Origin of the sequence: Paenirhizobium cremeum (genome assembly GCF_047553425.1) — a bacterium.
Classification (GTDB): Bacteria; Pseudomonadota; Alphaproteobacteria; order Rhizobiales; family Rhizobiaceae; genus Allorhizobium; species Allorhizobium cremeum.
This window is the reverse complement of the sequence record NZ_CP180217.1, coordinates 4,127,823-4,151,958: the sequence shown is the minus strand read 5'-3', so window position 1 is coordinate 4,151,958 and position 24,136 is coordinate 4,127,823. Positions and strand designations below refer to the sequence as shown.

Annotated in this window: 24 protein-coding genes; 15 read left to right on the top strand and 9 right to left on the bottom strand. The window is 62.9% G+C overall.

Features of this window, described 5'->3' with window-relative positions; genetic code table 11:
- Positions 1 to 35 precede the first annotated feature (35 nt).
- Positions 36 to 1,016, top strand: a complete 981-nt coding sequence (locus ACLBKR_RS20065; RefSeq protein WP_112827833.1) for a complex I NDUFA9 subunit family protein — start codon at positions 36 to 38, stop codon at positions 1,014 to 1,016.
- Between the two features lie 191 nt (positions 1,017 to 1,207).
- A complete protein-coding gene (locus tag ACLBKR_RS20060; protein WP_244711053.1) occupies positions 1,208 to 1,366 on the top strand; it encodes a hypothetical protein in 159 nt (52 codons plus the stop codon).
- A gap of 73 nt (positions 1,367 to 1,439) precedes the next feature.
- Here the strand turns inward: ACLBKR_RS20060 and ACLBKR_RS20055 are convergent, their stop codons facing one another.
- Positions 1,440 to 2,246 carry an undecaprenyl-diphosphate phosphatase gene (locus tag ACLBKR_RS20055; protein ID WP_112827634.1) on the bottom strand — a complete coding sequence of 269 codons (807 nt, stop codon included), beginning with the start codon at positions 2,244 to 2,246 and terminating at the stop codon, positions 1,440 to 1,442.
- A 141-nt stretch (positions 2,247 to 2,387) separates the two neighbouring features.
- Here ACLBKR_RS20055 and ACLBKR_RS20050 point away from each other — a divergent pair, with 141 nt between their 5' ends.
- From ACLBKR_RS20050 to guaA, 13 genes are all read left to right on the top strand, one after another.
- Positions 2,388 to 3,080, top strand: coding sequence for a glutathione S-transferase family protein (locus ACLBKR_RS20050; protein ID WP_112827633.1), 693 nt, complete (start codon positions 2,388 to 2,390; stop codon positions 3,078 to 3,080).
- Positions 3,081 to 3,090: 10 nt separating this feature from the next.
- The gene (queG, locus tag ACLBKR_RS20045) at positions 3,091 to 4,236 is read left to right on the top strand and encodes a tRNA epoxyqueuosine(34) reductase QueG (RefSeq protein WP_113446996.1); all 1,146 of its coding nucleotides are present in this window, start codon (positions 3,091 to 3,093) and stop codon (positions 4,234 to 4,236) included.
- Positions 4,237 to 4,248: 12 nt separating this feature from the next.
- The gene (locus ACLBKR_RS20040; protein ID WP_113447121.1) at positions 4,249 to 5,124 is read left to right on the top strand and encodes an SDR family oxidoreductase; all 876 of its coding nucleotides are present in this window, start codon (positions 4,249 to 4,251) and stop codon (positions 5,122 to 5,124) included.
- Positions 5,125 to 5,489: 365 nt separating this feature from the next.
- The gene (locus tag ACLBKR_RS20035) at positions 5,490 to 5,852 is read left to right on the top strand and encodes a septal ring lytic transglycosylase RlpA family protein (RefSeq protein ID WP_113446997.1); all 363 of its coding nucleotides are present in this window, start codon (positions 5,490 to 5,492) and stop codon (positions 5,850 to 5,852) included.
- A gap of 108 nt (positions 5,853 to 5,960) precedes the next feature.
- Positions 5,961 to 7,250 carry an RsmB/NOP family class I SAM-dependent RNA methyltransferase gene (locus ACLBKR_RS20030; protein ID WP_113446998.1) on the top strand — a complete coding sequence of 430 codons (1,290 nt, stop codon included), beginning with the start codon at positions 5,961 to 5,963 and terminating at the stop codon, positions 7,248 to 7,250.
- Positions 7,251 to 7,398: 148 nt separating this feature from the next.
- Entirely contained in the window at positions 7,399 to 8,679 is a 1,281-nt protein-coding gene (locus ACLBKR_RS20025) for an imelysin family protein (RefSeq protein WP_113446999.1), read from the top strand.
- Positions 8,680 to 8,728: 49 nt separating this feature from the next.
- Positions 8,729 to 10,264: a di-heme oxidoredictase family protein gene (locus tag ACLBKR_RS20020; RefSeq protein ID WP_414900137.1), complete on the top strand. Its 1,536-nt coding sequence runs from the start codon at positions 8,729 to 8,731 to the stop codon at positions 10,262 to 10,264.
- Positions 10,261 to 11,361, top strand: coding sequence for an imelysin family protein (locus tag ACLBKR_RS20015; RefSeq protein WP_414900135.1), 1,101 nt, complete (start codon positions 10,261 to 10,263; stop codon positions 11,359 to 11,361). Before ACLBKR_RS20020 ends, ACLBKR_RS20015 begins: the two co-directional genes overlap by 4 nt.
- A gap of 1 nt (position 11,362) precedes the next feature.
- A complete protein-coding gene (locus ACLBKR_RS20010; protein ID WP_113447001.1) occupies positions 11,363 to 12,448 on the top strand; it encodes a DUF1513 domain-containing protein in 1,086 nt (361 codons plus the stop codon).
- Positions 12,449 to 12,486: 38 nt separating this feature from the next.
- Positions 12,487 to 12,939: a TspO/MBR family protein gene (locus ACLBKR_RS20005; RefSeq protein WP_113447002.1), complete on the top strand. Its 453-nt coding sequence runs from the start codon at positions 12,487 to 12,489 to the stop codon at positions 12,937 to 12,939.
- Between the two features lie 78 nt (positions 12,940 to 13,017).
- Positions 13,018 to 13,467, top strand: a complete 450-nt coding sequence (locus ACLBKR_RS20000; RefSeq protein ID WP_112827625.1) for a PaaI family thioesterase — start codon at positions 13,018 to 13,020, stop codon at positions 13,465 to 13,467.
- Positions 13,464 to 14,102, top strand: a complete 639-nt coding sequence (locus tag ACLBKR_RS19995) for a 5'-methylthioadenosine/S-adenosylhomocysteine nucleosidase (RefSeq protein WP_113447003.1) — start codon at positions 13,464 to 13,466, stop codon at positions 14,100 to 14,102. The genes ACLBKR_RS20000 and ACLBKR_RS19995 overlap by 4 nt, the downstream gene beginning before the upstream one ends.
- A gap of 92 nt (positions 14,103 to 14,194) precedes the next feature.
- The gene (gene guaA, locus ACLBKR_RS19990; protein ID WP_112827623.1) at positions 14,195 to 15,757 is read left to right on the top strand and encodes a glutamine-hydrolyzing GMP synthase; all 1,563 of its coding nucleotides are present in this window, start codon (positions 14,195 to 14,197) and stop codon (positions 15,755 to 15,757) included.
- A 363-nt stretch (positions 15,758 to 16,120) separates the two neighbouring features.
- On the opposite strand, the gene ACLBKR_RS19985 is transcribed toward guaA, so the two are convergent.
- The 8 genes from ACLBKR_RS19985 to ACLBKR_RS19950 form a co-directional block, all read right to left on the bottom strand.
- Positions 16,121 to 16,846 (bottom strand): type 1 glutamine amidotransferase domain-containing protein, encoded by a 726-nt coding sequence (locus ACLBKR_RS19985; protein WP_113447004.1) that lies wholly within the window; start codon positions 16,844 to 16,846, stop codon positions 16,121 to 16,123.
- Between the two features lie 86 nt (positions 16,847 to 16,932).
- On the bottom strand, positions 16,933 to 18,162 hold the full coding sequence (locus ACLBKR_RS19980) for an NAD(P)-dependent alcohol dehydrogenase (protein WP_414900131.1): 1,230 nt from the start codon (positions 18,160 to 18,162) through the stop codon (positions 16,933 to 16,935).
- A gap of 205 nt (positions 18,163 to 18,367) precedes the next feature.
- On the bottom strand, positions 18,368 to 19,258 hold the full coding sequence (locus ACLBKR_RS19975) for an NAD(P)-dependent oxidoreductase (protein ID WP_113447006.1): 891 nt from the start codon (positions 19,256 to 19,258) through the stop codon (positions 18,368 to 18,370).
- A 53-nt stretch (positions 19,259 to 19,311) separates the two neighbouring features.
- Positions 19,312 to 19,740: a tautomerase family protein gene (locus ACLBKR_RS19970; protein WP_113338449.1), complete on the bottom strand. Its 429-nt coding sequence runs from the start codon at positions 19,738 to 19,740 to the stop codon at positions 19,312 to 19,314.
- A 107-nt stretch (positions 19,741 to 19,847) separates the two neighbouring features.
- Positions 19,848 to 20,600: an SDR family oxidoreductase gene (locus ACLBKR_RS19965; RefSeq protein ID WP_112827618.1), complete on the bottom strand. Its 753-nt coding sequence runs from the start codon at positions 20,598 to 20,600 to the stop codon at positions 19,848 to 19,850.
- 95 nt (positions 20,601 to 20,695) lie between these two features.
- Complete coding sequence (locus ACLBKR_RS19960) at positions 20,696 to 22,069, bottom strand: adenylosuccinate lyase family protein (RefSeq protein ID WP_112827617.1); 1,374 nt, start codon at positions 22,067 to 22,069, stop codon at positions 20,696 to 20,698.
- On the bottom strand, positions 22,059 to 22,565 hold the full coding sequence (locus ACLBKR_RS19955; protein ID WP_113447007.1) for a hypothetical protein: 507 nt from the start codon (positions 22,563 to 22,565) through the stop codon (positions 22,059 to 22,061). The genes ACLBKR_RS19960 and ACLBKR_RS19955 overlap by 11 nt, the downstream gene beginning before the upstream one ends.
- Positions 22,566 to 22,581: 16 nt before the next feature.
- Complete coding sequence (locus ACLBKR_RS19950) at positions 22,582 to 24,009, bottom strand: NAD-dependent succinate-semialdehyde dehydrogenase (RefSeq protein WP_113457246.1); 1,428 nt, start codon at positions 24,007 to 24,009, stop codon at positions 22,582 to 22,584.
- Positions 24,010 to 24,136: the final 127 nt, after the last annotated feature.

Sequence of the window (24,136 nt, the reverse complement as noted above, 5' to 3'; positions counted from 1 at the left end):
ACGCATTCCGCGCCAGCCTTTTCATGGAGCCCATCATGACCCTGTCCAACCTGCCGCCGCTCGTCACCGTGTTTGGGGGATCGGGCTTCGTCGGGAGGCATGTCGTCAGGGCTCTGGCGCGTCGCGGCTACCGTATCCGGGTTGCGGTGCGCCGTCCGGACCTCGCCTTCCACCTGCAGCCGCTCGGCAATGTCGGGCAGATTTCTTTCACCCAGGCAAACCTTCGCTATCGCGCTTCCATCGACGCTGCGGTTCAGGGCGCCGATTATGTGGTGAACTGCGTCGGCATCCTGTTCGAAAGCGGCCGCAACAGCTTCGACGCCGTCCAGGAATTCGGTGCCCGCGCCGTGGCGGAGGCCGCCCGCGCCGCCGGAGCCAAGCTCACCCATGTTTCGGCCATCGGGGCCGATGCCAACTCGCCGTCGTCATATGCCTCCACCAAGGGCAAGGCTGAAGCCGCGATCTTCTCGATCCTGCCCGATGCCGTCATCATGCGCCCTTCCATCATCTTCGGACAGGAAGACGGCTTCTTCAACAAGTTCGCCGGCATGGCCCAGCGTCTGCCTTTCCTGCCGCTGATCGGCGGCGGCAAGACGCGATTCCAGCCCGTTCATGTGGAAGACGTCGCCGAGGCGATCGCCCGCTCCGTGGACGGCAAGCTCGCTCGCGGCAAGATCTACGAACTCGGCGGCAAGGATGTGCTGACCTTCCGCCAGTGTCTCGAGACCATCCTTGAGGTCATCGACCGCAAGCGTCCCTTCATCCCGATGCCCTTTGCCGTTGCCTCGCTGATCGGCTCCATCTCGTCCTCGATCCCTTTCGTCAAGCCGGCGCTCACCAGCGACCAGGTCAAGCTCCTGAAGGTGGACAATGTGGTTTCCGACGCCGCCAAGGCCGAGGGCCGTACTCTCGAAGGCATGGGAATCAACCCCGTGGCGCTGACCTCGATCCTGCCGACCTACCTCGTGCGCTACCGTCCCCACGGCCAGTTCAACGGTGCCGGAAAGGCTGCCTGAGAGCAGCCACGGGCAATTTTGCCCATCCCAGCGTTGCACAAAAGACGCAGCGGTAAAATAGCTGCGTTAACCGGGAATTCAGCAAGATCTTCTATTGATGAGCGTATCGGCAATGCGTAAACAGTCCACCTGTTCTCGCCTTGCAACCTGATCGGCGACGAATCACAGCATCATTCTCAAGAGGCCTCTTCATGGGTAAGTCTATCGCACTGTTTTTTGCGTGTGCGGCACTGGTGATCCTCGCCGGATCTTTTGTGGCACCTTCGACGGTAGCTGCCCGCAAGGGCAACTGCGCTCCTGCCTACGGCGTCGACCCCTGCAGCACCGGCTCCATCGCCGTAACCCAGTAAGCCTGCTTCTTCATATTCCCTATGAAAAAGGCCGGACATTTGCCCGGCCTTTGCTGTTTGGAGAACCGCCCGGTCAGTAACCGAGCGCCAGGGCCACCAGCCCGATGCCGCCGACGGCGATACGCCACCATGCGAACGGCGCATAACCCCGCCTCGATACGAAATCGAGCAAAGCACGGACCACCAGCAGAGCCGAAACGAATGCCGCAATAAAGCCGATCGCGATGATCGCGCCGTCGTCGAAGCTCAGCGAATTCCTGTTCTTGTAGAGATCCAGCGTGAAGGCGCCGACCATGGTCGGCATGGCCAAGAAGAAGGAAAATTCCGCAGCGGAGCGCTTGTCGGCGCCAAGCAGCAGCGAACCGACGATGGTCGCGCCCGACCGGGAAACACCCGGGATCATCGCCACACACTGGCAGAGACCGATCTTGAATGCGAGCGGCAGGGGATAGGTCAGTGCGTTCTTGTACCTGGGCGTGAAATGCATACGGTCGACCCACAGCAGCACGATCCCGCCGAGGATCAGGGTGACGCACATCAGTGCAGGGGTCTCGAACAACACCGACTTGATGAAATCGTGGGCCAACGCGCCGATCACCGCCGCCGGGAGGAAGGCGACCAGGATCGACAGGACGAAACGGCGGCTGGAAGGGTCCGACGGCAGGCCGATGGCGATCAGGAAAAGCTTGCGGAAATAGACGCTCAGGATGGCGAGGATGGCGCCGAGCTGGATCAGCACGGCAAAGGTGTTTCCCGGCGATTTAAAGCCAAGGAAATGGCCTGCGAGCAGCACATGCGCGGTGGAGGAAACCGGGATGAACTCCGTGAGGCCTTCAATCAGGCCAAGGAAAAGCGCGCTGAGAATGGATTGATCTTCCATGGTGATTCCTTGAGGGGGAGGGACAAGAGAGCGATTTGCTTGTATTGCGCGAACCAAGCTCATATAGCTTGGAAGCCGTGGTCATGACCAGCCGCTATACGCGTCATGCCGGAATCCAACAGCCATAGAATTCGAGTAGCAATGCCGACGTTGTATCATCATCCCATGTCCACCGCGTCCCGGTTCATCCGGCTGGTGCTGTCCGAATACGGCTTCCAGGTGGACCTGGTGGAGGAACAGACCTGGGAGAAGCGGCGGGAATTTCTTTCTCTCAATCCTGCCGGCACTCTGCCGGTTTATGTCGACGACAACATGCGTACGCTCTGCGGAGCGACCGTCATCAGCGAATTCCTGGACGAAACCCATGGCGTGCTGAAACGTGACCGCCGGCTGCTGGCCGAAGACCCTTTCCAGAGGGCAGAAATCCGCCGGCTGACGGAATGGTTCCTCCAGAAGATGGAGCATGACGTCACCAAGCCGCTGGTGCGCGAGCGGGTTCACAAGCTGCTGATCCCGAACGGGCTCGGCGGCGGCGCACCGGACTCCAAGATCCTGCGGACCGCGCGCACCAATATCCGCCAGCACATGAAATATCTGAGCTGGCTCGCGGGCTCCCGCACATGGCTTGCCGGTGACCGGCTGAGCTATGCCGACCTTGCCGCCGCATCGGCGATCTCGGTGCTCGACTATCTGGGTGAAATAGAGTGGTCAGAATTCCCGATCGCCAAGGAATGGTATCAGCGCCTGAAATCGCGCCCATCCTTCCGTCCGCTGCTGGCCGAGCGGGTGCGCGGCCTCACCCCGGTCTCGCATTACGCGGACCTCGATTTCTGACGAGGCCGGCATGGCTGCGCCTGCACCCGACGAGCGGAATTACAGGCGGCGCGCCGGCCTGACGGCATTCCTGAAGAGCGAGGCGGCAGCGCAGGGGTTTTCCGTCTGCCGCATCACCCCGCCCGATTCGATACCGGAAGCGCCGGAACGACTCGCCGCCTTCATCGCTGCGGGCCGACATGGCACCATGGCCTGGATAGCGGAAACGCAGGCGCGGCGCGCCGATCCCCGTATATTGTGGAGCGAGGTCCGCTCAGTCGTGATGTTCGGGCTGAATTACGGGCCGGACGAGGACCCCCGCGCCTTGCAGGCCAAACCGGACAAGGGCGCCATTTCAGTCTATGCGCGCAACCGCGATTACCATGATGTGATGAAAGGCAGACTGAAGGAGGTTGCCACGCGCTTTGCGGCGCGGGCCGGCGCTGACGTGAAGGTCTTCGTCGATACCGCGCCCGTGATGGAAAAGCCGCTGGCAGCGGCAGCCGGGCTCGGCTGGCAGGGCAAGCACACCAATCTGGTCAGCCGCGAATTCGGCTCCTGGCTTTTCCTCGGAAGCCTGTTCACCACCGCCGAACTCGATATCGACACGCCCGAGATCGATCGCTGCGGCTCCTGCCGCGCCTGCCTTGACTCCTGCCCGACAGATGCCTTTCCGGCACCCTACCAGATCGATGCACGGCGCTGCATTTCCTATCTCACCATCGAGCACAAGGGCGTCATAGCGAAGGAATTGCGACCGGCCTTCGGCAACCGGATCTATGGTTGCGACGACTGTCTCGCCGCCTGCCCGTGGAACAAGTTCGCCCAGGAAGCGAGCGAGATGAAGCTGAAGGCGCGCGAAGATCTCCTGGAGCCAGAACTGCGCTTCCTCCTCTCTCTCGATGACGCCACGTTCCGCACCTTCTTCAGCGGCTCGCCGGTGAAGCGCATCGGCCGCAACCGCTTCATCCGTAACTGTCTGATCGCTGCCGGCAACTCCGGCAGCGCGGAATTCGCCGACATCTGCTTTACCCTCATGGACGACGAGGCGGCGGAGGTGCGCGGAATGGCAGTCTGGGCGCTTTCACGCCTGCTGCCGACGGAGACGTTCAAGATGCTGCGGGAAACGCGGCTGCATATAGAAGAAGACGCAGACGTGCGGCAGGAATGGAATTGAGGGACAATGACGATGCATATGATGATCTTCGGCGCGGGCTATTCCGGCAAGGCAATCGGCGCGCTCGCGGCGTCCCAAGGCCATGAGGTCTCCGGCACCACCCGCAGCCCTGAAAAGGCAGCGGCACTTTCCGCATCCGGCATCCGCCCCCTTCTCTTCGACGGCACGACGCTGACTGACGAGTTGAGGAGCGAATTCGCCAAGGTCACCCATCTGGTTCAGTCGATCGCGCCGGGCCGTGACGGCGATCCGCTTCTCCGGCTGCTGGGCAACACCTCGCTTTCCGAAGCCATGCCATCGCTGGAATGGATCTCATATCTTTCCACCGTCGGCGTCTATGGCGACCATGGCGGCGCCTGGGTGGACGAAGAAACGCCAGCCAAGCCCGTGTCACAGCGTTCCGTCGAACGGGTGGAGGCGGAACAGGCCTGGCAGTCGCTGGCCAAGGCCTCCGGCCTGCCGCTCGCCATTCTCCGGCTTTCCGGCATCTACGGCCCGGGCCGCAACGCCTTCGTCAATCTCGCCAATGGCACCGCCCGCCGCCTTATAAAGAAGGACCAGGTGTTCAACCGCATCCGGGTGGAAGACATCGCGGCGGCTGCGGCATTCCTCGGCGAGCGACGTATTGGCGGCATATATAATGTCACCGACAGCGAGCCCTGCCCCCCGCAGGATGTCGTTTCCGAGGCGGCGAGGTTGATGGGCGTGGAGCCGCCGGCCGAGCAGCCTTTCGAGACAGCGGAACTGACGCCGATGGCGCGGTCATTCTACGGCGAGAACAAACGGGTTTCCAACGCCCGTATCCGCTCACTCGGCTTCCGGTTCCAATACCCGGATTACCGGATATCGCTCGCCGAGATGTGGTCCGAAAACCGCTGGAACAAATAGGCTGCGGGCCTCGTTTACCCCGGTTGAGCACACGCTGAGAGAGTGTCGATAGAGACGCTCGCCCCTGAATCACCATAATTAGGGCGGCAAATATGGCGTGGCGGATTTTTTTTGCGCGATTTTCTTCGTGATCGCTTCATTTTGGGATTCACCTGAAATTCCATTCCATTTATCGCCTGTAAATAAACGATTTTTTCTGGATTATTTATAAACCGTTAATTCGACGATTCGAGTTGCGTAATCACGAATGTTACAGTCTGTAATGTTACGTGATCGACATGAGGCACGTTTTTGCCATTTTTTCCCATGCTTAAGCCCCGCCACGCAAAAAACTTTGCGGAGTTCAACAACAAGGGAAATGCAAATTGACGAAGATCCGGCGCTCTACCTTCACCTCGGCAATGATTGTCGCGCTCACGGCTTTCGCCCCGCTCTCGGCTCATGCGGCCTCTTCATGCGGTGGCGCATCCTGGTATGCACTCAGATCCAAGACTGCTTCCGGTGAACGTATGAACCCGTCGAATCTGACTGCGGCCCACAAGTCGCTGCGCTTCGGCACCAAGCTGAAGGTCACCAACGCCAGGAACGGCAAGAGTGTCGTCGTGCGCATCAACGATCGCGGCCCGTTCATCCGCGGCCGGGTGCTCGACCTCTCCAAGGCTGCAGCCCAGAACATTGGCATGATCAGTTCCGGCCACGGCAAGGTCTGTTACGAAGTCATCGGCTGATTGGCCGATTTACGCGAAGGGGCGCCCTTACGCCGCTTCTGAGGCTGGACGCTTGCTCTTGCCTGCATTCGCCGCTACCACGCTCTCTTCGAATGCAGGAGAATGAATATGCGTCTGGGCGGCCGACTTGCCGGTGCGATCGAGGTTCTGAACGATATTGAAACGCGCCGCCGTCCGGTTGCGGATGCGTTGAAGGACTGGGGGCTCGCCCATCGTTTCGCCGGATCGGGCGACCGCGCCGCCATCGGCAACATCGTCTATGACGCCCTGCGCATGAAACTTTCCCATGCCTGGCTGATGGACGACAACAGTGCCGCGGCACTCGGGTGGTCGGTGCTGCTGCGTCAGTGGGGCTATACCGCAGAAGCCTTGGCCGCCGAATTCGACGGCGACAACTTCGCTCCCCAGCCTTTGACGGCGGACCATCTGTCCGCCTTTTCCAGCCGCAGACTGGAAGACGCCCCACTCCATATACAGGGCGACATTCCGGATTGGGTTGAACCCTCCTTCGAGAAGGCCTTCGGCGAAGGCTGGCTTGCGGAAGCAAAGGCGCTTGCCGAGCGGCCGACACTCGATCTGCGCGTCAACACCCTGAAATCCACCCGCGAGAAGGCGCTCAAGGCGCTCGACCGTGCAGGCGCGCAGGCCGCGGCAATCGCACGCTTCGGCATGAGGGTCGCGGCCGGCGAGGGACCGTCGAGACTTCCCAATGTCACGGCCGAACTCAGCTTCCAGAAGGGCTGGTTCGAAGTGCAGGACGAGGGTTCCCAGATCGTTGCCGATCTCGTCGATCCCCGCGAGGGAGATCAGGTGCTCGACTTCTGCGCCGGCGGTGGCGGCAAGACGCTCGCCATGGCGGCGGCCATGCACAACAAGGGTCAGGTCCACGCCTATGATGCCGACCGCAAGCGTCTCGCGCCGATCATCGAACGGCTGAAGCGCGCCGGCACCCATAACGTTCAGGTTCATGACAGCCTGAAGGCGCTCGGCGGCCTCAAGGGCCGCTTCGACAAGGTTCTCGTCGATGCGCCCTGCACCGGCACCGGCACATGGCGCAGACGACCCGACACCAAATGGCGTCTGACGGCGCGCAATCTGCAGGAGCGCGTCAGCCAGCAGCAGGAAGCGCTGACCGAGGCGGCGGATTATGTCCGCCCCGGCGGCCAGCTCATCTATGTGACCTGCTCGCTGCTGCCTGAGGAAAACGACGCGCAGGTCGCCACCTTCTGCGAAAACAATCCGGAATTCGAGATCGCGCCCGCGCTCGAAACCTGGGACAAGCTGTTTGGCGCCGCGGCGCCCCGTCCGCTTTCCGCTAACGGGCGGACCATTACGCTCAGCCCCGCCTCGACGGATACCGACGGCTTCTTCTTCTGCCGGATGATCCGAAAACCCTGACGAAGCGCCCTTGCGGACCAACGGTGTTGACGAACGTCAAGAGCAGGGCCTTTCGCCGTTTCTGGACTATTTGACACCAGTTTATTTTTCCGCCAAGACAGGCTCGTTCGTTTCAAGGGATTGGCGCCGAAGCGTCAAAGGAGAGACCATGACCCGGAAAACTGTGATCGGCGCTTCGCTTGCGCTGCTGGTTGCCTCGGCAGCCTTCGTCGCCGGCCCGGCAGCCGCCGCGACCGACGAAGCCGCCGTTCTGAAGCATTATGCCGAACTGGCGCATGCGAAATACGAGGATTCGCTCACCACCGCGAAGGCGCTGGATACGGCCATCGACGCCCTTATCGCCACGCCGAGCGAAGACACGCTGAAGGCGGCCCGCGCCGCCTGGATCAAGGCCCGCGTTCCCTACCAGCAGTCGGAAGTCTACCGCTTCGGCAATCCAATCGTCGATGACTGGGAAGGCAAGGTCAACGCCTGGCCGCTGGACGAAGGCCTGATCGACTATGTCGACGCTGCCTATGGCACCGAAAGCGATGAAAACTCGCTCTACGTCGCCAACGTGATCGCCAACAAGCACATCAAGATCGGCGGCAAGGACGTCGACGCGACCAATATCACGCCCGAACTCCTCTCCGAGACGCTGCATGAAGCAGGCGAGATCGAAGCCAACGTCGCGACCGGCTATCACGCCATCGAATTCCTGCTCTGGGGCCAAGACCTGAACGGTACGGGTCCCGGCGCCGGCAACCGCCCCTACACGGACTACGACACCAAGAACTGCACCGGCGGCAATTGCGATCGCCGCGCCGCCTATCTCAAGGCCGCCTCCACCCTGCTCGTCTCAGACCTGCAGGATATGGTGACCGCATGGGCGCCGGACGGCGAGGCCACCAAGCATGTGGAAGCCGATCCAAAGGCCGGCATCACCGCCATCCTGACCGGCATGGGCTCCCTCTCCTACGGCGAGCTTGCCGGCGAGCGCATGAAGCTCGGCGTGCTGCTGCACGATCCGGAGGAAGAACATGATTGCTTCTCGGACAACACGCACAACTCGCATCTCAACGATGCGATCGGCATCGCATCCGCCTATACCGGCGAATACATCCGCGCCAACGGCACCAAGATGACAGGTCCGTCGCTTTCGGAACTCGTCGCCGCCAAGGATCCGGCGCTCGATACGGAAATGAAGGCGAAGCTTACCAAGACGCTCGACGCGATGAACGCCATGGCCAAGCGCGCCGAAACCGTCGAAGCCTATGACCAGATGATCGGCGAAGGCAATGCGGAAGGCAACGCCACCGTACAGGCCGCCATCGATGGCCTGATCGACCAGACGAAGACCATCGAGCGCGTCATTACGTCGCTGGATCTTGGCACAGTTGAGCTTGAAGGTTCCGACAGCCTCGATAATCCTAACGCCGTGTTCCAATAAGACAAAGGCGGGCCATCGGACAGCATCCGGTGGCCCGGTCACATTGCCGATGCCCGGTTCCTTGCTTCGCGCCATGACGCGCGCCCTGCTCACAGGCTTCTGCGCGATTGTGCTCACCGCCCCGGTGACCGGCGAGGAAGCGTCCCCGCAACGAACCGACCTTTCGGCCAAGGACCTGAAACGGGTTCTCAAGGTCACCGAACCGACCACCGACTTCTCCATGCCGGAACAGTTCGAGCCGATGCAGGGCGGGGCCGGCACCTCGACCCAGCCGATCAATGGCGACGCCTTCTCGCATTCTTCCGCAAACATCACCTTCGCCGAGGAAGAGACCTTCAAACTCGGCAATGCGCTGTTTCGCAAGTTCTGGGTTTCATCCCCCTCGTCCACGCAGGCTTCCGATGGGCTCGGCCCGCTGTTCAACGCCCGCGCCTGCCAGAACTGCCATCTGAAGGATGGGCGCGGCCGGCCGCCGGAAGGCAATGCCGACGCGACATCGATGTTCCTGCGACTTGCCCGTCCTGCACGCACCGAAGACGAGCGCCAGGCGGTTGCCGATCTCAAGGTGGTCAATTTTCCCGACACAACCTACGGCGCGCAACTGCAGGACATGGCCGTGCCCGGCATTGCCGCCGAGGGCCGGATGGTCATCACATACACGGAAGCGCCGGTGACGCTTGCCGGCGGCGAGACCGTGATGCTGCGCAGGCCCGCCTACCGCATTGCGGACCTGAACTACGGGCCGCTCGAAGCCGATACAACCCTTTCCCCCCGCATCGCCAACCAGATGCCGGGTCTCGGTCTGATCGAGGCCATCGCCGATGCCGACATCCTGGCGAAGGCCGATCCCGACGACAGCGATGGCGACGGCATTTCCGGCCGCGCCGCACGCGCCCGCGATCACCGGACCGGCGAGATGACGCTCGGCCGCTTCGGCTGGAAGGCGCAGAACGCCTCGGTTCGCGACCAGAGTTCGAGCGCCTTTGCCGGCGATATCGGCATTTCGACGCCCGATGCGCCCCGCCACTATGGGGACTGCACCGAAGCGCAGGAAAAATGCCGCTCCATGCCGAACGGCGTGCAGGCGCGGCTTGGCGATACGGAAGCGCCGGACCCGGTGCTCGACCTCGTGACCTTCTATTCGGAAAATCTCGCCGTGCCGGCGCGCCGCAATGTCGGCGATGCCGCCGTGCTCAAGGGCAAGTCGCTGTTTTACGGGGCTGGCTGCACCTCCTGCCACACGCCGAAATACGTGACCCGCCGGGACGCTGCGAACAAAGCGCAGTCGTTCCAGCTGATATGGCCCTATTCGGACTTTCTGCTTCATGATATGGGCGATGGTCTGGCGGATGGCCAGCAGGTCGGCGATGCCTCCGGCCGGGAATGGCGGACACCTCCTCTCTGGGGTATCGGCCTGACCGAGGCGGTGAACGGCCATACCTTCTTCCTGCATGACGGGCGGGCCCGCAACCTCACGGAAGCGATCCTCTGGCATGGGGGAGAGGCAGAGCCTGCCCGCGATCGTTTTGCCAGCCTGACACCCGAAGAACGCAAGGCGCTCGTCACCTTTCTGGAGTCCCTATGAAGCGGAATGTCCTTCTTCTCCTCGCTGCGTTGTTCGTGACACCCGCCCTGGCGCAGGACGCGGCGCTTGCCGCGCCGCGACTGCATGAGGAGGCCATTGCCACGGTGCTGGAAAAGGCCGTCGACGGCTTCATCCGGCCCGGCTACCGCAATTTCCGCGACCATGCCGATGCGTTGGGCGCCAGCATGCAAACGCTCTGCTCCGCGCCTTCGCAGCAAAACCTCGAAGCCGCCAAGGCCACCTTTGGCGAAACGGTCTCGGCCTGGTCTCATATCGAGATCGTGCGCGTCGGCCCGGTGATCGAGGAAAACCGCTTCGAGCGCATCCTGTTTTATCCCGACCGCAAGAGCACCGGCCTGAAGCAGGTGCAGGCGGTTCTCGCGAAGCCTGACGAAACGGCAACCAGCGTCGACACGCTGAAGGACAAGAGCGTCGCCATGCAGGGGCTGGGGGCGCTGGAATTCGTGCTCTATGGCACCGGCTCGGAGATTCTTACGACCGAGAAGGACGGCTTCCGCTGCCGTTATGGCGCGGCAATCGCCGGCAATGTCGAACGGCTCGGCGGCGAACTCGTCGACATCTGGGACAAGCCGGACGGCATTCAGGATGCGTGGAAGCATCCGGGTCCCGATAAGCCGGTCTTCCGCGACGGCAGGGAGGCGATCACCGCCCTTCTCGGCATTCTGGTGCATGGCGCCGAAACCGTGCGCGACCAGCGTCTCGAAACCTTCTACAAGGGCGAAGCGAACAATACCTTCCCGAAACAGGCGATCTACTGGCGCTCGCAAAACACCTTCAAATCGATTGCCGACAATGTCGACGGCATCCGGACGCTGCTCGACAGCTCCGATATGGTCGAGCTACTGAACGAGGACGTCCGCTCCACCGTTTCGTCGATCGATTTCGTCGCCAAGTCGCTTGAACGCGTGGCGATGAACATCAATCCCGACGTCGAGGTCGCGGTCACCGATCTTGCCGAGCGTGCGAAACTCGACTTCCTGCTGCTGAACGGCAAGGATCTCATTCTTCGCCTCAACAACGACTATGGCGGCGCGATTGGGCTCGGCGCGGGCTTTTCCTTCTCCGACGGGGACTGAAATGGCCCGGAGCGCGCTGATCGACCGACGTTTCTTCGTCAGGGCCGCCGGCATTGCCTTCCTGCAATCGCTGACGCCACGCGCGGCCTTTGCGCTGGAGCGAACGGATGCCGTCTTCGCTTCCGGATTTCGGGCTCCGGATGGCCACTACGGCATTGGCCTCGTCAGCGAAGACGGCACCTTCATCGACGAGATCCGGCTGCCGGATCGCATCCATGGTCTCGGCCACAATGCCGAAACGGGCCTGACCGTCGCGTTTGCGCGACGCCCCGGCACCTTCGCCGTCATCTTCGACAGCCTGAGGCGCGCCGAACCCGTCGTCATCTCCGCGCCGGAGAACCGACATTTCTTCGGGCACGGCAGCTTTTCCCCGGATGGCCGCCTGCTTTATGCCAGCGAGAACGATTTCGACGCCAATCGCGGCATGATCGGCGTCTACGATGCCCGCGCCGGTTTCCGCCGCATCGGAGAATTTCCCGCACACGGCATCGGCACCCATGACATGACGGTCAGCGACGACGGCCGGTTTCTCCTCATCGCCAATGGCGGCATCGAAACCCATCCCGATTTCGGCCGCACCAAACTCAATCTCGATCACATGGAGCCGTCGCTGGTCATCGCGGATGCGAAAACCGGCGAACTCATCGAGAAGCATGCAATGCCGGATAGGCTCCGCCAGCTCTCCACCCGCCATCTCGACATTGCGGCGGACGGGCGTATCTGGTTCGCCTGCCAATACGAAGGCCCGCGCAACGACCTGCCGCCGCTCGTCGGCCATTTCGCCCGTGGGGAGGATATCTCCTTCATCGATCTTCCCGAGGAGACGACGACGGGGCTTGGGAATTACGTCGGGGCCATCGCCGTCAACCGCGACAAGGGCCTGGTCGGCCTGACATCGCCCCAGGGCGGCTTTGCGGTAACGCTCGATGCAAAGACCGGCAAGGTGTTATCGCAGGCCAAAGTGGCGGATGCCGCAGGCATCGCCGCCGGCAGGGACGGTTTTGCCGTTTCTTCCTACGACGGCCGTTTCGAGAAAACCCGCAGCCCGGTCGCCTGGGACCAGCATATCGTGCGCATCGCCGGCTGATATCTTGGCGGTGGGAAACACCGCCCTATTTCTTCGACATGCGCAAATTTCTTATCCATTTGGTGTTCATCGTCGTCGTGGTCGGCTTCGGCGTCCTTTCCGGCCTCTCCAACGTGCCGGGCGGCTGGTATCAGTCGCTGGCAAAGCCCTTTTTCAATCCGCCATCATGGATCTTCGCGCCGGTCTGGACCGTGCTTTACGTGATGATCGCAATCGCCGGCGCGCGGATCTGGGAACGAGCCCCGGCATCGGCCGCCATGCAGATCTGGTTCGCCCAGATGATCCTCAACTTCACCTGGTCCCCGATCTTCTTCGGCCTGCAGGCGCCGGGGCTGGCGCTGATCGTCATCGTCGTGATGTTCCTCGCTATACTCGGCTTCATGAAACAGGCGGAACCGATCGATCGCCCGGCACGCCTTCTGTTCGTCCCCTATGCCCTGTGGGTTGCCTTCGCAACGCTGCTCAATGCGTCGATCTTCCTGATGAACTGATTTTGGATTTCGCCCGGTCTGCGGCTTGCCGAAGCGCATGCGCCATGCCAATTTCGCGGCTGCGAGAGGGGCTGACTCATGAGTGAAATCAACAGCGATGCGGTGAGCGAGCGGATAAGCCAGAGCTTTGCCCGCCAGGGGGCCATGCGCACGCTCGGTGCGGAACTCACCCGCATCAGCCAGGGTGTGGTCGAGATCGAGTTGCCCTTCGACGAGAAACTGACGCAACAGCACGGTATCTTGCATGCTGGCGTGATTTCGGCGGCGCTCGACAGCGCGTGCAACTATGCGGCCTATACGGTGATCGATGCCGAGGCCGCCATGCTGACCATCGAATTCAAGGTGAACCTGATGTCACCGGGACGCGGCGAACGTTTCCTGTTCCGCGGAGAGATCACCAAGCCCGGCTCGACGATCATCGTCGCGGACGGCCGCGGCTACGCGCTCAGCGACGGTCCCGCCAAACTGATAGCCTCGATGACCAGCACGATGATGGTCGTCAGGGGCCGAGAAGGTATTTCCGGATGACATTCGAACTCAAGTCGGTTTCAGGCAAGTCGATCCTCTTCGTCATGGCGGTGGATGCGGAATACGGGCCTTTCCTGCGTTCGCGCATCGATCCGCTGATGACCGGCGTCGGTCCGGTGGAGGCGGCGATCGCGCTGACCCGGACGCTGGCGAAACTGGAGGAGGAGGACGAACGCCCCGATCTTATCGTTTCGCTCGGCTCCGCCGGCTCCAACAAGCTGGAGCAGACCGAGGTCTATCAGGTCTCATCGGTTGCCTACCGCGACATGGACGCCTCCCCGCTCGGTTTCGAGAAAGGCCGCACGCCCTTTCTCGACCTGCCGGCGGAGGTCGAACTGCCGCTGCGTATCCCCGGCATTCCGACGGCGAGCCTGTCCACCGGGGCGAACATCGTATCCGGTCCGGCCTACCAATCGATCGGGGCCGACATGGTCGACATGGAGACCTTTGCTGTGCTTCGCGCCTGCCATGCCTTCAACCTGCCGCTGATCGGGCTGAGAGGGATTTCCGACGGTCGCGAGGATCTTAGCCATATCGATGACTGGAAGCAGTATCTGCACGTCGTGGACCGCAAGCTGGCGCTTGCCGTCGACGGCCTGTTCGACGCGCTGGAGGATGGCGTCTTCTGGTTCTGACCCATGGAAAAGAGCGCCGATGCGCCCGAATTGCGGACAATCGGCACAATTCTCCGATTGAAAGAACCGTCGCTTTTCTTTAAAGGCTCGCCATGACCCAGACAGCACATCCCGACAGCGTTCTCATCATCGATTTCGGCAGCCAGGTGACGCAACTCATCGCCCGGCGCGTCCGCGAAGCGGGCGTCTATTGCGAGATCGTTCCCTTCCAGTCCGCGGAGGAAGGCTTCGCCCGGCTGAAACCCAAGGCGATCATCCTGTCCGGCAGCCCGGCATCGACCCTCGACGAGGGAAGCCCGCGCGCGCCGCAGGTGATCTTCGACAGCGGCCTGCCGATCTTCGGCATCTGCTACGGCCAGCAGACGATGTGCATGCAGCTCGGCGGCAAGGTCGAAGGCGGTCATCACCGCGAATTTGGCCGCGCCTTCCTCGAAATCGACAAGGAATGCGCGCTGTTCGAAGGGCTCTGGTCCTCCGGATCGCGTCATCAGGTCTGGATGTCCCATGGCGACCGCGTCACCGCGATCCCGCCGGGCTTCGAGGTGGTTGCCACTTCCGCCAACGCGCCATTCGCCTTCATCGCCGACGAGAAGCGCAAGTATTACGCCGTGCAGTTCCATCCGGAAGTGGTTCACACGCCCGATGGCGCAAAGCTGATCGGCAATTTCGTGCACAACATCGCCGGCATCAAGGGCGACTGGACGATGTCGGCCTATCGCGCCAAGGCGGTCCAGCAGATCCGCGACCAGGTCGGCGACAAGCGCGTCATCTGCGCCTTGTCAGGTGGCGTCGACTCTTCCGTCGCCGCGCTTTTGATCCACGAGGCCGTCGGCGATCAGCTCACCTGTATCCTCGTCGACCACGGCCTGATGCGCAAGGACGAGGCGGCCAGTGTCGTCGCCATGTTCAAGGAACACTATAACCTACACCTCATCCACGTCGATGCGGTCGACCGCTTCGTAGGCGAACTGGAAGGTGTCAGCGACCCCGAAACCAAGCGCAAGATCATCGGGCGCCTGTTCATCGAGACCTTCGAGGAAGAAGCCAAAAAGCTCGGCGGCGCGGAATTCCTTGGCCAGGGCACGCTCTATCCCGATGTGATCGAGAGCGTTTCCTTCACCGGCGGTCCGTCGGTGACGATCAAGTCGCACCACAATGTCGGGGGCCTGCCCGAGCGCATGAACATGAAGCTGGTCGAGCCGTTGCGCGAACTGTTCAAGGACGAGGTCCGCGTACTCGGCAAGGAGCTCGGCCTGCCCGATAGCTTCATCGGCCGCCATCCCTTTCCGGGACCGGGGCTTGCCATCCGGTGCCCGGGCGGCGTGACCCGCGAAAAGCTCGACATCCTGCGCGAAGCCGACGCCATCTATCTCGACGAGATCCGCAAGGCTGGTCTCTACGATGCGATCTGGCAGGCCTTCGCCGTGCTGCTACCGGTCCAGACCGTCGGCGTCATGGGCGATGGCCGAACTTACGAATTCGTCTGCGCGCTGCGGGCCGTGACCTCCGTCGACGGCATGACCGCGGATTTCTATCACTACGACATGGAATTCCTCGGCCGTGCGGCAACCCGCATCATCAACGAGGTCCGCGGCATCAACCGCGTCGTCTACGACGTGACCTCGAAGCCGCCGGGCACCATCGAGTGGGAATGATTTTGCCTATCCGGGCGTATCCAGAACTACGCCAGAGCACGATCTAACCTGCCGACAAGGATAGATGGTTTCTCAGGCATCTGCCGAAGCCTATTGGCGGGCAAGGGTCGCGACCGTCGGACGGTGACGGGTACCGCCCATATTGGTCGTAGCGAGGCTTGAAAGTACCGTCAGGACAGATGAGGCTCCTGACGGTACTTTTTTACGCTAAGCTGCTGACAATATGCAGTCGAGGCTTCCGGCGGCAAGGCAAAAAGCTACCATGATCTGCGGCCGCTATAGCGTAGCGAAGATGGCGAAGTCGAACATGAAGCGGCAGCGGCCGAGATCTCCTTCCCGACATCTTTGGGCCGGATGCTACGGTTAAGCAGCGCGAGATGGGCTCGTATGAGCTTCGTTGAGCGCTTCGATCACGGCTTCCGCCAGCTTTGAACTTGAGGCGGGATTCTGGCCGGTCATCAGGTTGCCGTCCGTGACCACGAAGACGCCCCAGTTCGGACCTTGCTCGAAGCGGCCTCCCTTCTTGCGCAGCGTGTCCGCGAGCAGCCAGGGCGCGTTGTCGGCGGTTCCGAACTCGATCTCCTCTTCGTCGCTGAGCGCGGTCATCCGGCGGCCGGCGAAGGGCCATTGTCCATCCGCGTCCGTCGCGGCGAGGAGCGCGGCCGGGCCGTGGCAGACCGCGGCGATGACCTTGGACTGTTTGTCGGCCTCTACGAGAACACGGCCCATATCAGGATCCTTGTAGAGATCCTCGACAGGACCATGTCCACCGGGCACCACGACCGCGTGGTAGATACCGGTGTCGATGTCGGCGAGGACCAGGGGGTGCTCGATCCGCTCCGAATTCTGGGCGAGATAGCTTCGCATCTGTCCCGCGATCTCCTTGCCCACGATCTTGGGGTCGAGGCTTTTCTTGTCCATGGTCGGAACGACACCACCAGGGCTCGCCAGATCGACCTGATAGCCGGCTTTTACAAACGCCTCGTCGAGATCGACGAATTCCTGGGCCCAGATACCCGACTCGTAGATGGAGCCGTCAGCGCGGGTCCATTTGTCCGCGGCGGAAAGAACAATCAGAACTTTGGTCATCACTCATCTCCTACTTGCTGGATGCTTCACGGGATGTGGGGCTCAGGCAAGGGCCACTCGGGGCCCTGCCTGTTCGCATGGCCGGATCAGGCCCGGCCGGCCCGAAGGTCGATCACGAAACGATAGCGGACCGACTTGTCCTTCACGCGGTCCATCGCCTCGTTGATCTGGTCGGGGCGGATCAGCTCGATCTCGGGCTTGATGTTGCGCGCAGCGCAATAGTCGATCGTCTGCTGGGTCTCGGCGAGGCCGCCAATCAGCGAAGAGCCGATGTTCTTGCGACCGAACACGAGCATTGCGCCGTTGACGTCATCGAGGTTCATCATGTTGCCGATGTTGACGAGCGTGCCGGCGACCCTGAGCACCCCGAGATAGGGGTTGACCGAGTAGCTTTGCGGGATCGTCACCAGCAGAATGTCCAGTTGACCAGCCAGCCGCTGCATCGCCGCCGCGTCGGTCGACAGCACTGCATCGGCCGCGCCAAGGCGCTTGGCCTCCGAGATCTTCGCCGGGGTGGTCGTGAATACGGTCACTTCCGCACCGCGCGACACCGCGAGCTTGACGGCGATATGGCCGAGGCCCCCCAGGCCGACGACTCCAACCTTGGTGCCTGCCTCGATGTCCCAGCGCCGGATTGGCGAGAAGGTGGTAACACCGGCGCACAGCAGCGGTGCGAACGCCGCCTGGTCGACCGTCCGGGGCACCTTGAGCACAAACTTCTCGGGGACCACGATCTGCTCAGACCAGCCGCCATAGGTATGGCCGCCGAGCACCGGGTCGGGCGAATTGTAGGTGAAGACCTGCTTCGACGGCGTGAGGCAGTGCTGCTCGAGACCAGCCTTGCAGTTTGCGCACTCGCCGCACGAATTCACCATGCAGCCGACGCCGCAGGTATTGCCCACCTGGAAGCGGGTGACGTTCGCGCCGACCGCACGCACGACGCCGGTCATCTCATGGCCGGGCACGCTCGGCCACTGCGTCGTCATGATGCCGTACCACTCGTCGCGAACCTGGTGGATGTCAGAGTGGCAGATGCCGCAATAATGGACGTCGATGAGCACGTCGTTCGGGCCGACCGCGCGGCGCTTGATCGAAAGCGGACGAACTGGAGACGTCTTGCTCGCCGCACCATAGGCGCGGGTCTCGAAGGGGCCCGTGGGCGTGGGCGCCGGGCTGGGCTGCTGCGCATCCGCAGCGGTCGCGGGAGCGGCGAGGAACGGCGCGGCCGCGAGACCGGCTCCGGCCAAGATCAGGTTGCGCCGGCTCCGGTCCGCAACGTCGGGCACATGGGTGGGGTCATTGCAGTTCTGGCACATGGAAAAGCCTTTCTCTTTCCTGGTTGCAGATCGTCGAGCCCCGGCGTGGGGCCGAGGTTGGGGTTTTGTCGGGAAGCTTCTGTTTTCCCGGGCCGCCTCTGGTGCCGTCTGCCTTTGTCCGCAGATTAGACTTGGTGGCCGTTAAGGGAATTGAGGCCGCGCTTATATCAGCCGATACCGCCAGTATGAGCCTCGACCATGCGGGTCAGTCCGGTGGCATCCGGTCGCCGGTCCGCGAAGCCCAATAGGCAGGCGCGTAAGCGCAGTCGCGTGAGCCGAGGCCGGTCGCGGCGGCCTCATCGAACACGGAGAGCGCCCGGGAGGCGAGAGGCAGCGAAACGCCAAGGGCTGCCGCCTCGCTGCGCATCATCCGAAGATCCTTGCGCATCGCGTCGATATCGAAGGTCGCGACCACATCGGGGTTTCCCCCCAGCGCGGCCGCCACTGCCGATGCCTTGACCTTCAGCACGTTTGCTCCGCCCGCGGTCTCGGTGAACAGCTGGACCATCCACTCTGGGTCCTTTTCCAGCGGCCTTGCGAGCGCAAAAGCCTCACCGAGGGCCTGCCAAAAAACGAGGAGCGGGAGATTGATCGCCAGCTTGGCGAGTGCGCCGCTACCGACCGGCCCCATATGCTCAATACGACGGCACAACTTTTCAAGTACCGGCCGGGCGCGCGCCAAATCCGCGATATCACCGCCCGCCAGCCCGATCAGTTGTCCCGCCCGCGCCGGACCCGTGGTGCCGCCAACCGGGCACTCGATAAAGGCGCCACCAGAATTTTCGACAGCGCTGGCAAGCGAGCGCTGTACCTCCGGGCGCAGCGTACTCATCTCGATGAACAGCTTGCCATCGGCTCCATGCAAGAGACCGTCGTCCCCATGATAGACGGCGTTCGCGGCAGCCTCGTCGAACAGGCAGGAGAGGACAATGTCGCTCTGTCTGGCGAGTTGTTCCGGACTATCGGCAACCGGCAGCCCGGTAGCGGTCGCCTTCTCAGGGGAGCGATTCCAGACGACAACGTCGCTGCCCGTCTCTTGCAGCCGGGCCACGATGGCGGCGCCCATTTTGCCGATGCCGGCGACACCCACACGCATGGCTAAATCCTCCTATATTGGTGGCGAGCGGCCCCTTCCGGGCGCCGGACCAGTCAGATGGATGGTGCGTCGAGGGGTGTTGCCCTGAGCGCAGCGAGATCGGGGTTACTTCCGAAGATGCCCCAGTTCGCCTCGGCGATTTCCTGGATGACGATGTAGACCGGCACTCGCTCGGCGATGCCCAGGTGGCGGCCGATGATCTCGGTAACGCCTGGGATGAGCCGTTTCTTCGCGTCGGCGTCGAGGCCGCCTTCAATGACAAAGATCTGGATGCTGACAACAGGCATCGTCGCCGATGCAGCGCCCATGAAGACGGCGTCGTCGTTACAGGCATTGAAATAGGTCCAGACTGTGCTCTTCACGAAGGGCGACTTAGGCAGCTTTTCGCAATCGAGCGCAAAATCGGTCAGTTCCGCAGCAATCGCCTGGCGGGTGGTCGCGTCAAAGGCGGTGGCCGGGGCATGGACGATAATCTTCGGCATGGTCGCAACTCCCGTGGAAAAGAATGAGGCCGCCGCGTCTCGCGCGCGTGAGCGGCGGCCTCGCTCCGGCCCGGTTCGGTGGAATTTTCCGGGCTGCTCGTCAGGGATCAGATATTCTGACCACCCGACACTTCGATGCGCTGCGCGGTCACCCACCGGTTATCCGGGCCGAGCAGGCTGGCGACCGCCGGACCGATATCGTCGGGGACGCCGACGCGGCCGAGCGCGATCATCGCGGCGAACGCCTCGTTATAGGCCGGCGTGTCGCGGACGGCGCCGCCGAGGAAGTCGGTCTCGATCGCACCCGGCGCGATCGTGTTGGCGGTGATGCCACGAGCACCGAATTCCTTCGCCATGTAGAGGGTCAGGATCTCGACCGCGCCCTTGGCCGCCGAATAGGCCGAAAAGCCGGGAAACGACACGCGGGTCAGACCCGACGAGAAGTTCACGATGCGCCCGCCATCGGCCATCAGCGGAAGCAGCGCCTGAGTGAGGAAGAACACGCCCTTCACATGCACGTTGAACAGATGGTCGAACTGCGCCTCGGTGGTCTCGGTGAAGGCGGCCATCTCGCCGTGACCCGCATTGTTGACCAGATGGTCGAACGTTTCGCGGCCCCACGACTTGAGTGTCTCGCGGACCTTCTCCGCGAAGCCGGCGAATGCCGAAATGTCGGAAACGTCGAGTTGGATCGCGACCGCCTTGCGGCCGAGCGCCTCGATCTCGGAGACGACGGCCTGTGCCTGGTCGGCGCCGTTGCGATAGGTGAAGATCACGTCGCCGCCGTGGCGGGCAATGCTGACGGCGGTGTTGCAGCCAAGGCCGCGATTAGCGCCGGTAACGATCGAAATGGTGGTCATGGAAAGCTCCGTTGGTTGGTGGTGTTGGGGTATGCGCACTATGGTCGACCGATCCGGAGCGGTGTTGCCGGTTCCTCGGCCATTCTTGCCTATTTCTACGATGACGAGGCGTGGCCGGGGTTGAGGACGCGATCGACCATCGCCCCCGCCGAGCCCAGATAATTGGCAGGATCCGTCAGTGATCGCAGCCGATCGGGCCCCAGCGGTCCGGCGACGTCGGGCATCTTGGCCAGCACCTCATAGAGCGACTTGCCGGTCTCGCTCGCCTCACGGCAGCCGGCGTATACGAGGTCATGCGCCGACTGCCGGCCCGTGATCGGCGCCAAGCCCATCATGACCGCTTCGGCAACGATGAGGCCGCGCGATGCGCCGAGATTGTCCCGCATCCGGTCGGAATGCACTTCAAGTCCCGAGAGAAGGAAACTGGCCTGGGCGAGTGCGCCTGAGGTCAGCGCGAAGCTTTCGGGGACTGCCGCCCATTCGATGTGCCACGGCCCGGTGGCGCGCTCGAAATCGTGCGCCATCGCGTCGAGCATGAGCCCCGCATGTTGGCGAACCATCTTCGCAGCGGCGATGATGAGTTCGCAGGAGATCGGATTGCGCTTCTGCGGCATCGTGCTTGACGCCCCGCGGTGCCGCACGAACGGCTCTGCAACCTCTCCGATCTCGGTGGTCATCATGATGGAGACATCGACGGCGATTTTGGCAAGGCTGCCGGTGATTAAGCCGAGAAGCTGGACGGCTTCCGCCAGCCCGTCGCGCGAGGAATGCCAAGTGATCGCTGGCACGCCGAGGCCAAGCACCTTGGCGAGCTCAGCCTGAACCGACAACCCCCTGTCGCCGAGGGAGGCCAGGGTGCCAGACGCACCTGAGAATTCGACGACGAGGACGCGGGGCTTCAGCTGCATAAGCCGTTCGCGATGGCGCTCGAGCGCCGAGAGCCAGACCGCGGCCTTGTAGCCAAAGGTGATGGGCAACGCATGCTGGAGATGGGTGCGTCCCGCCATCGGAGTGTCGCGATGCTGCGTTGCCAGCCGCCGAAGCGCATCGACCGCATCCTCAAGCACCGCCTCAATGCCCTCGATCCCACTGCGAACCTGCAGGATGGTCGCGGTGTCCATAATGTCCTGGGTCGTTGCGCCCCAATGGAGATATCGCCCGGCCTCGCCCGCGGCCTCGGCAAACTGCTCGACCAGCGGCAGGATCGGATAGCCGACGATCTCGGTATCGCGGCGCAGTCGATCCAGGTCGAAACTGAAGCGCTGCGCGGTCGCCGCGATCCCGTCGGCGGCTTCCCGCGGGATGACGCCGAGGCGAGACTGCGCCCGGGCCAGTGCGACTTCGCACTCGACACAGCGTTGCACGAAACTCCGGAAGTTGAAGACCTCGCGCATACCCGCATCGACCAGGCTCGCGCCGAACAGCGGAGAATCGATGAGCGTGAGTGGATGAATTGGTTCAGTCGGCATGGCCGGTGCTCCGTGCGATTTCTTCCGCGACGGGCTCGCCCAGGTCGCGATGCAGCACGAGCAGGGCTCGGCCGTATGCGCCTTCGCGGAAGAAGGTGATCGTCGCGGCGAGAAGAAGGAAAAGCGCTATACCGCTGGCGACCAGCATGACGACGTTCACCGGCATCGCGGACAGGATCAGCGCCTGGACGAGGAACGCCCCACTCACGCCCATTACTGTCGTCGCGGCAAACAAGGCGACCGCGGCGTTGAGCAGGCCAAGGCCGTGAAGCTGCAAACGCACCCGCGTTTCGGCGAACCCAAGCGCTGCCTGGGTGTCGATATATTGCTGCGAGAGGCGCTCGTCGCGCGCGACCAGCGAGGCCCGGAAGTCGCGCCACTGGGTGATGGCGAGATTGTACCGGACGGTCGCCCCGTTCTGCATGATGGCGCACGCGTTCGTCAGGATCGCGGAACCCGCAACGAACGAGAGCGGAGAGGAAGGATCGTCGAACATTGTCGGCCCCCTCGCGCTACGCGATGCTGACGTATTTGGTGCGCAGGTACGGATCGAGGATCTCGATACCGCCCTCGGTATCGATGCCGCTCTCCTTCCAGCCGCCGAGCGGCGCTTCGGGATAGTGCATGACCATGCCGTTGACGCCGACCACGCCATATTCGAGTGCCGCGGTAAGCCGCCGCTCTCGATGGACGTCATTGGTGACGATGTAGGAGGCGAGCCCGAACTCCAGGCCGTTGGCCCGGGCCAGCATGTCCGCCTCGTCGGTGAATGGCAGGATGGGCACTACCGGGCCGAACGGTTCCTCGTGCAGGATCGCCGCCTCGTCGGGTACGTCAACGAGTACCGTCGGTTCGTAAAAGAAGCCCCGGTCGCCGTGACGTTTGCCGCCGGTCAGCACCGTCGCACCGCCCATGCGGGCGTTCTCGACCAGGCCGCTGATCGCCTCGAGCCGCCGCGCATTTGCGAGGGGTCCCATCTGCGTCTCGGGGTCGGTGCCGTCGCCGAGGCGCAGCGCGCTTGCCAACTCAACGAAGCGCGCGGTGAAGCGCTCGACAATCGGTTCCTCAACGAAGAAGCGGGTGGGGCACAGGCAGATCTGGCCCGCATTCATGAACTTGGCGCCCACGAGCATCTCGGCGGCCCGGTCGGGGTCTGCGTCGGCACAGACGATCACCGGCGCGTGTCCGCCCAGCTCCATCGTGACGGGCTTGATGCGGGAGGCAGCGGCCGCCGCCAGGCGCTTCCCGATGGGGATCGACCCGGTGAAGGTGATCTTGGCAATCTCGGGAGCAGCGATGAGATAGTCGGAGATCTGGCCGGCATCGCCGAAGACGACCGCCAGCGCGCCGGGCGTGACGCCAGCCTCAAGCAGTGCCTTGGCCATCACCAGCACCGAGCCCGGCGTCTCCTGCGAAGGCTTGCAGATGATGCCGCAGCCGGCACCGAGCGCGCCCGCAAACTTCTTGGCGGCGAGCGCCATCGGGAAGTTCCACGGGGTAAAAGCGGCAACAACCCCAATCGGGTGGCTCTGGACCTCGATCCGGCTATCCGGGGTGCGACCCGCCAGGACCCGGTCGGCGATTCGGCGCGCCTGCTCACCACCCCATTCGAGGAAATCGGCCGAGCGTTCGACCTCGATCCGGGACTCGGCAAGCGGTTTTCCCTGCTCGACAGTCATCGTGAGCGCCGCGGCTTCGCTGTCGCGGCGCAAGATCTCTGCCGCCCGCTTCAGGATGCGGCCGCGCTCCCAAGGCACGACGGCCTGCCAGTCGCGCATGCCGCGGACTGCAATCGCGACAGCCTCCTCGAGATCTGTCTCAGAGGCATAGGCGACACGGCAGACCGTCTCACCTGTCGCCGGATTGACGACGGCTTCGCTTTGTCCGGTTGATCCTTCGCAATCCCTGCCGTCGATGAGAAGTTTGAAATCGGCCTTCATGGCAAAACTCCTGGATGGTGCCTGGCCACATGGCCGGACGCGAGTTGGTCTAGGCTCGCCGGCGGGTTGGAACTTGCCGGAAGCTGGGAAATTATTGCCTGTTCCTGGGAAACGCGGCCGCCTCACG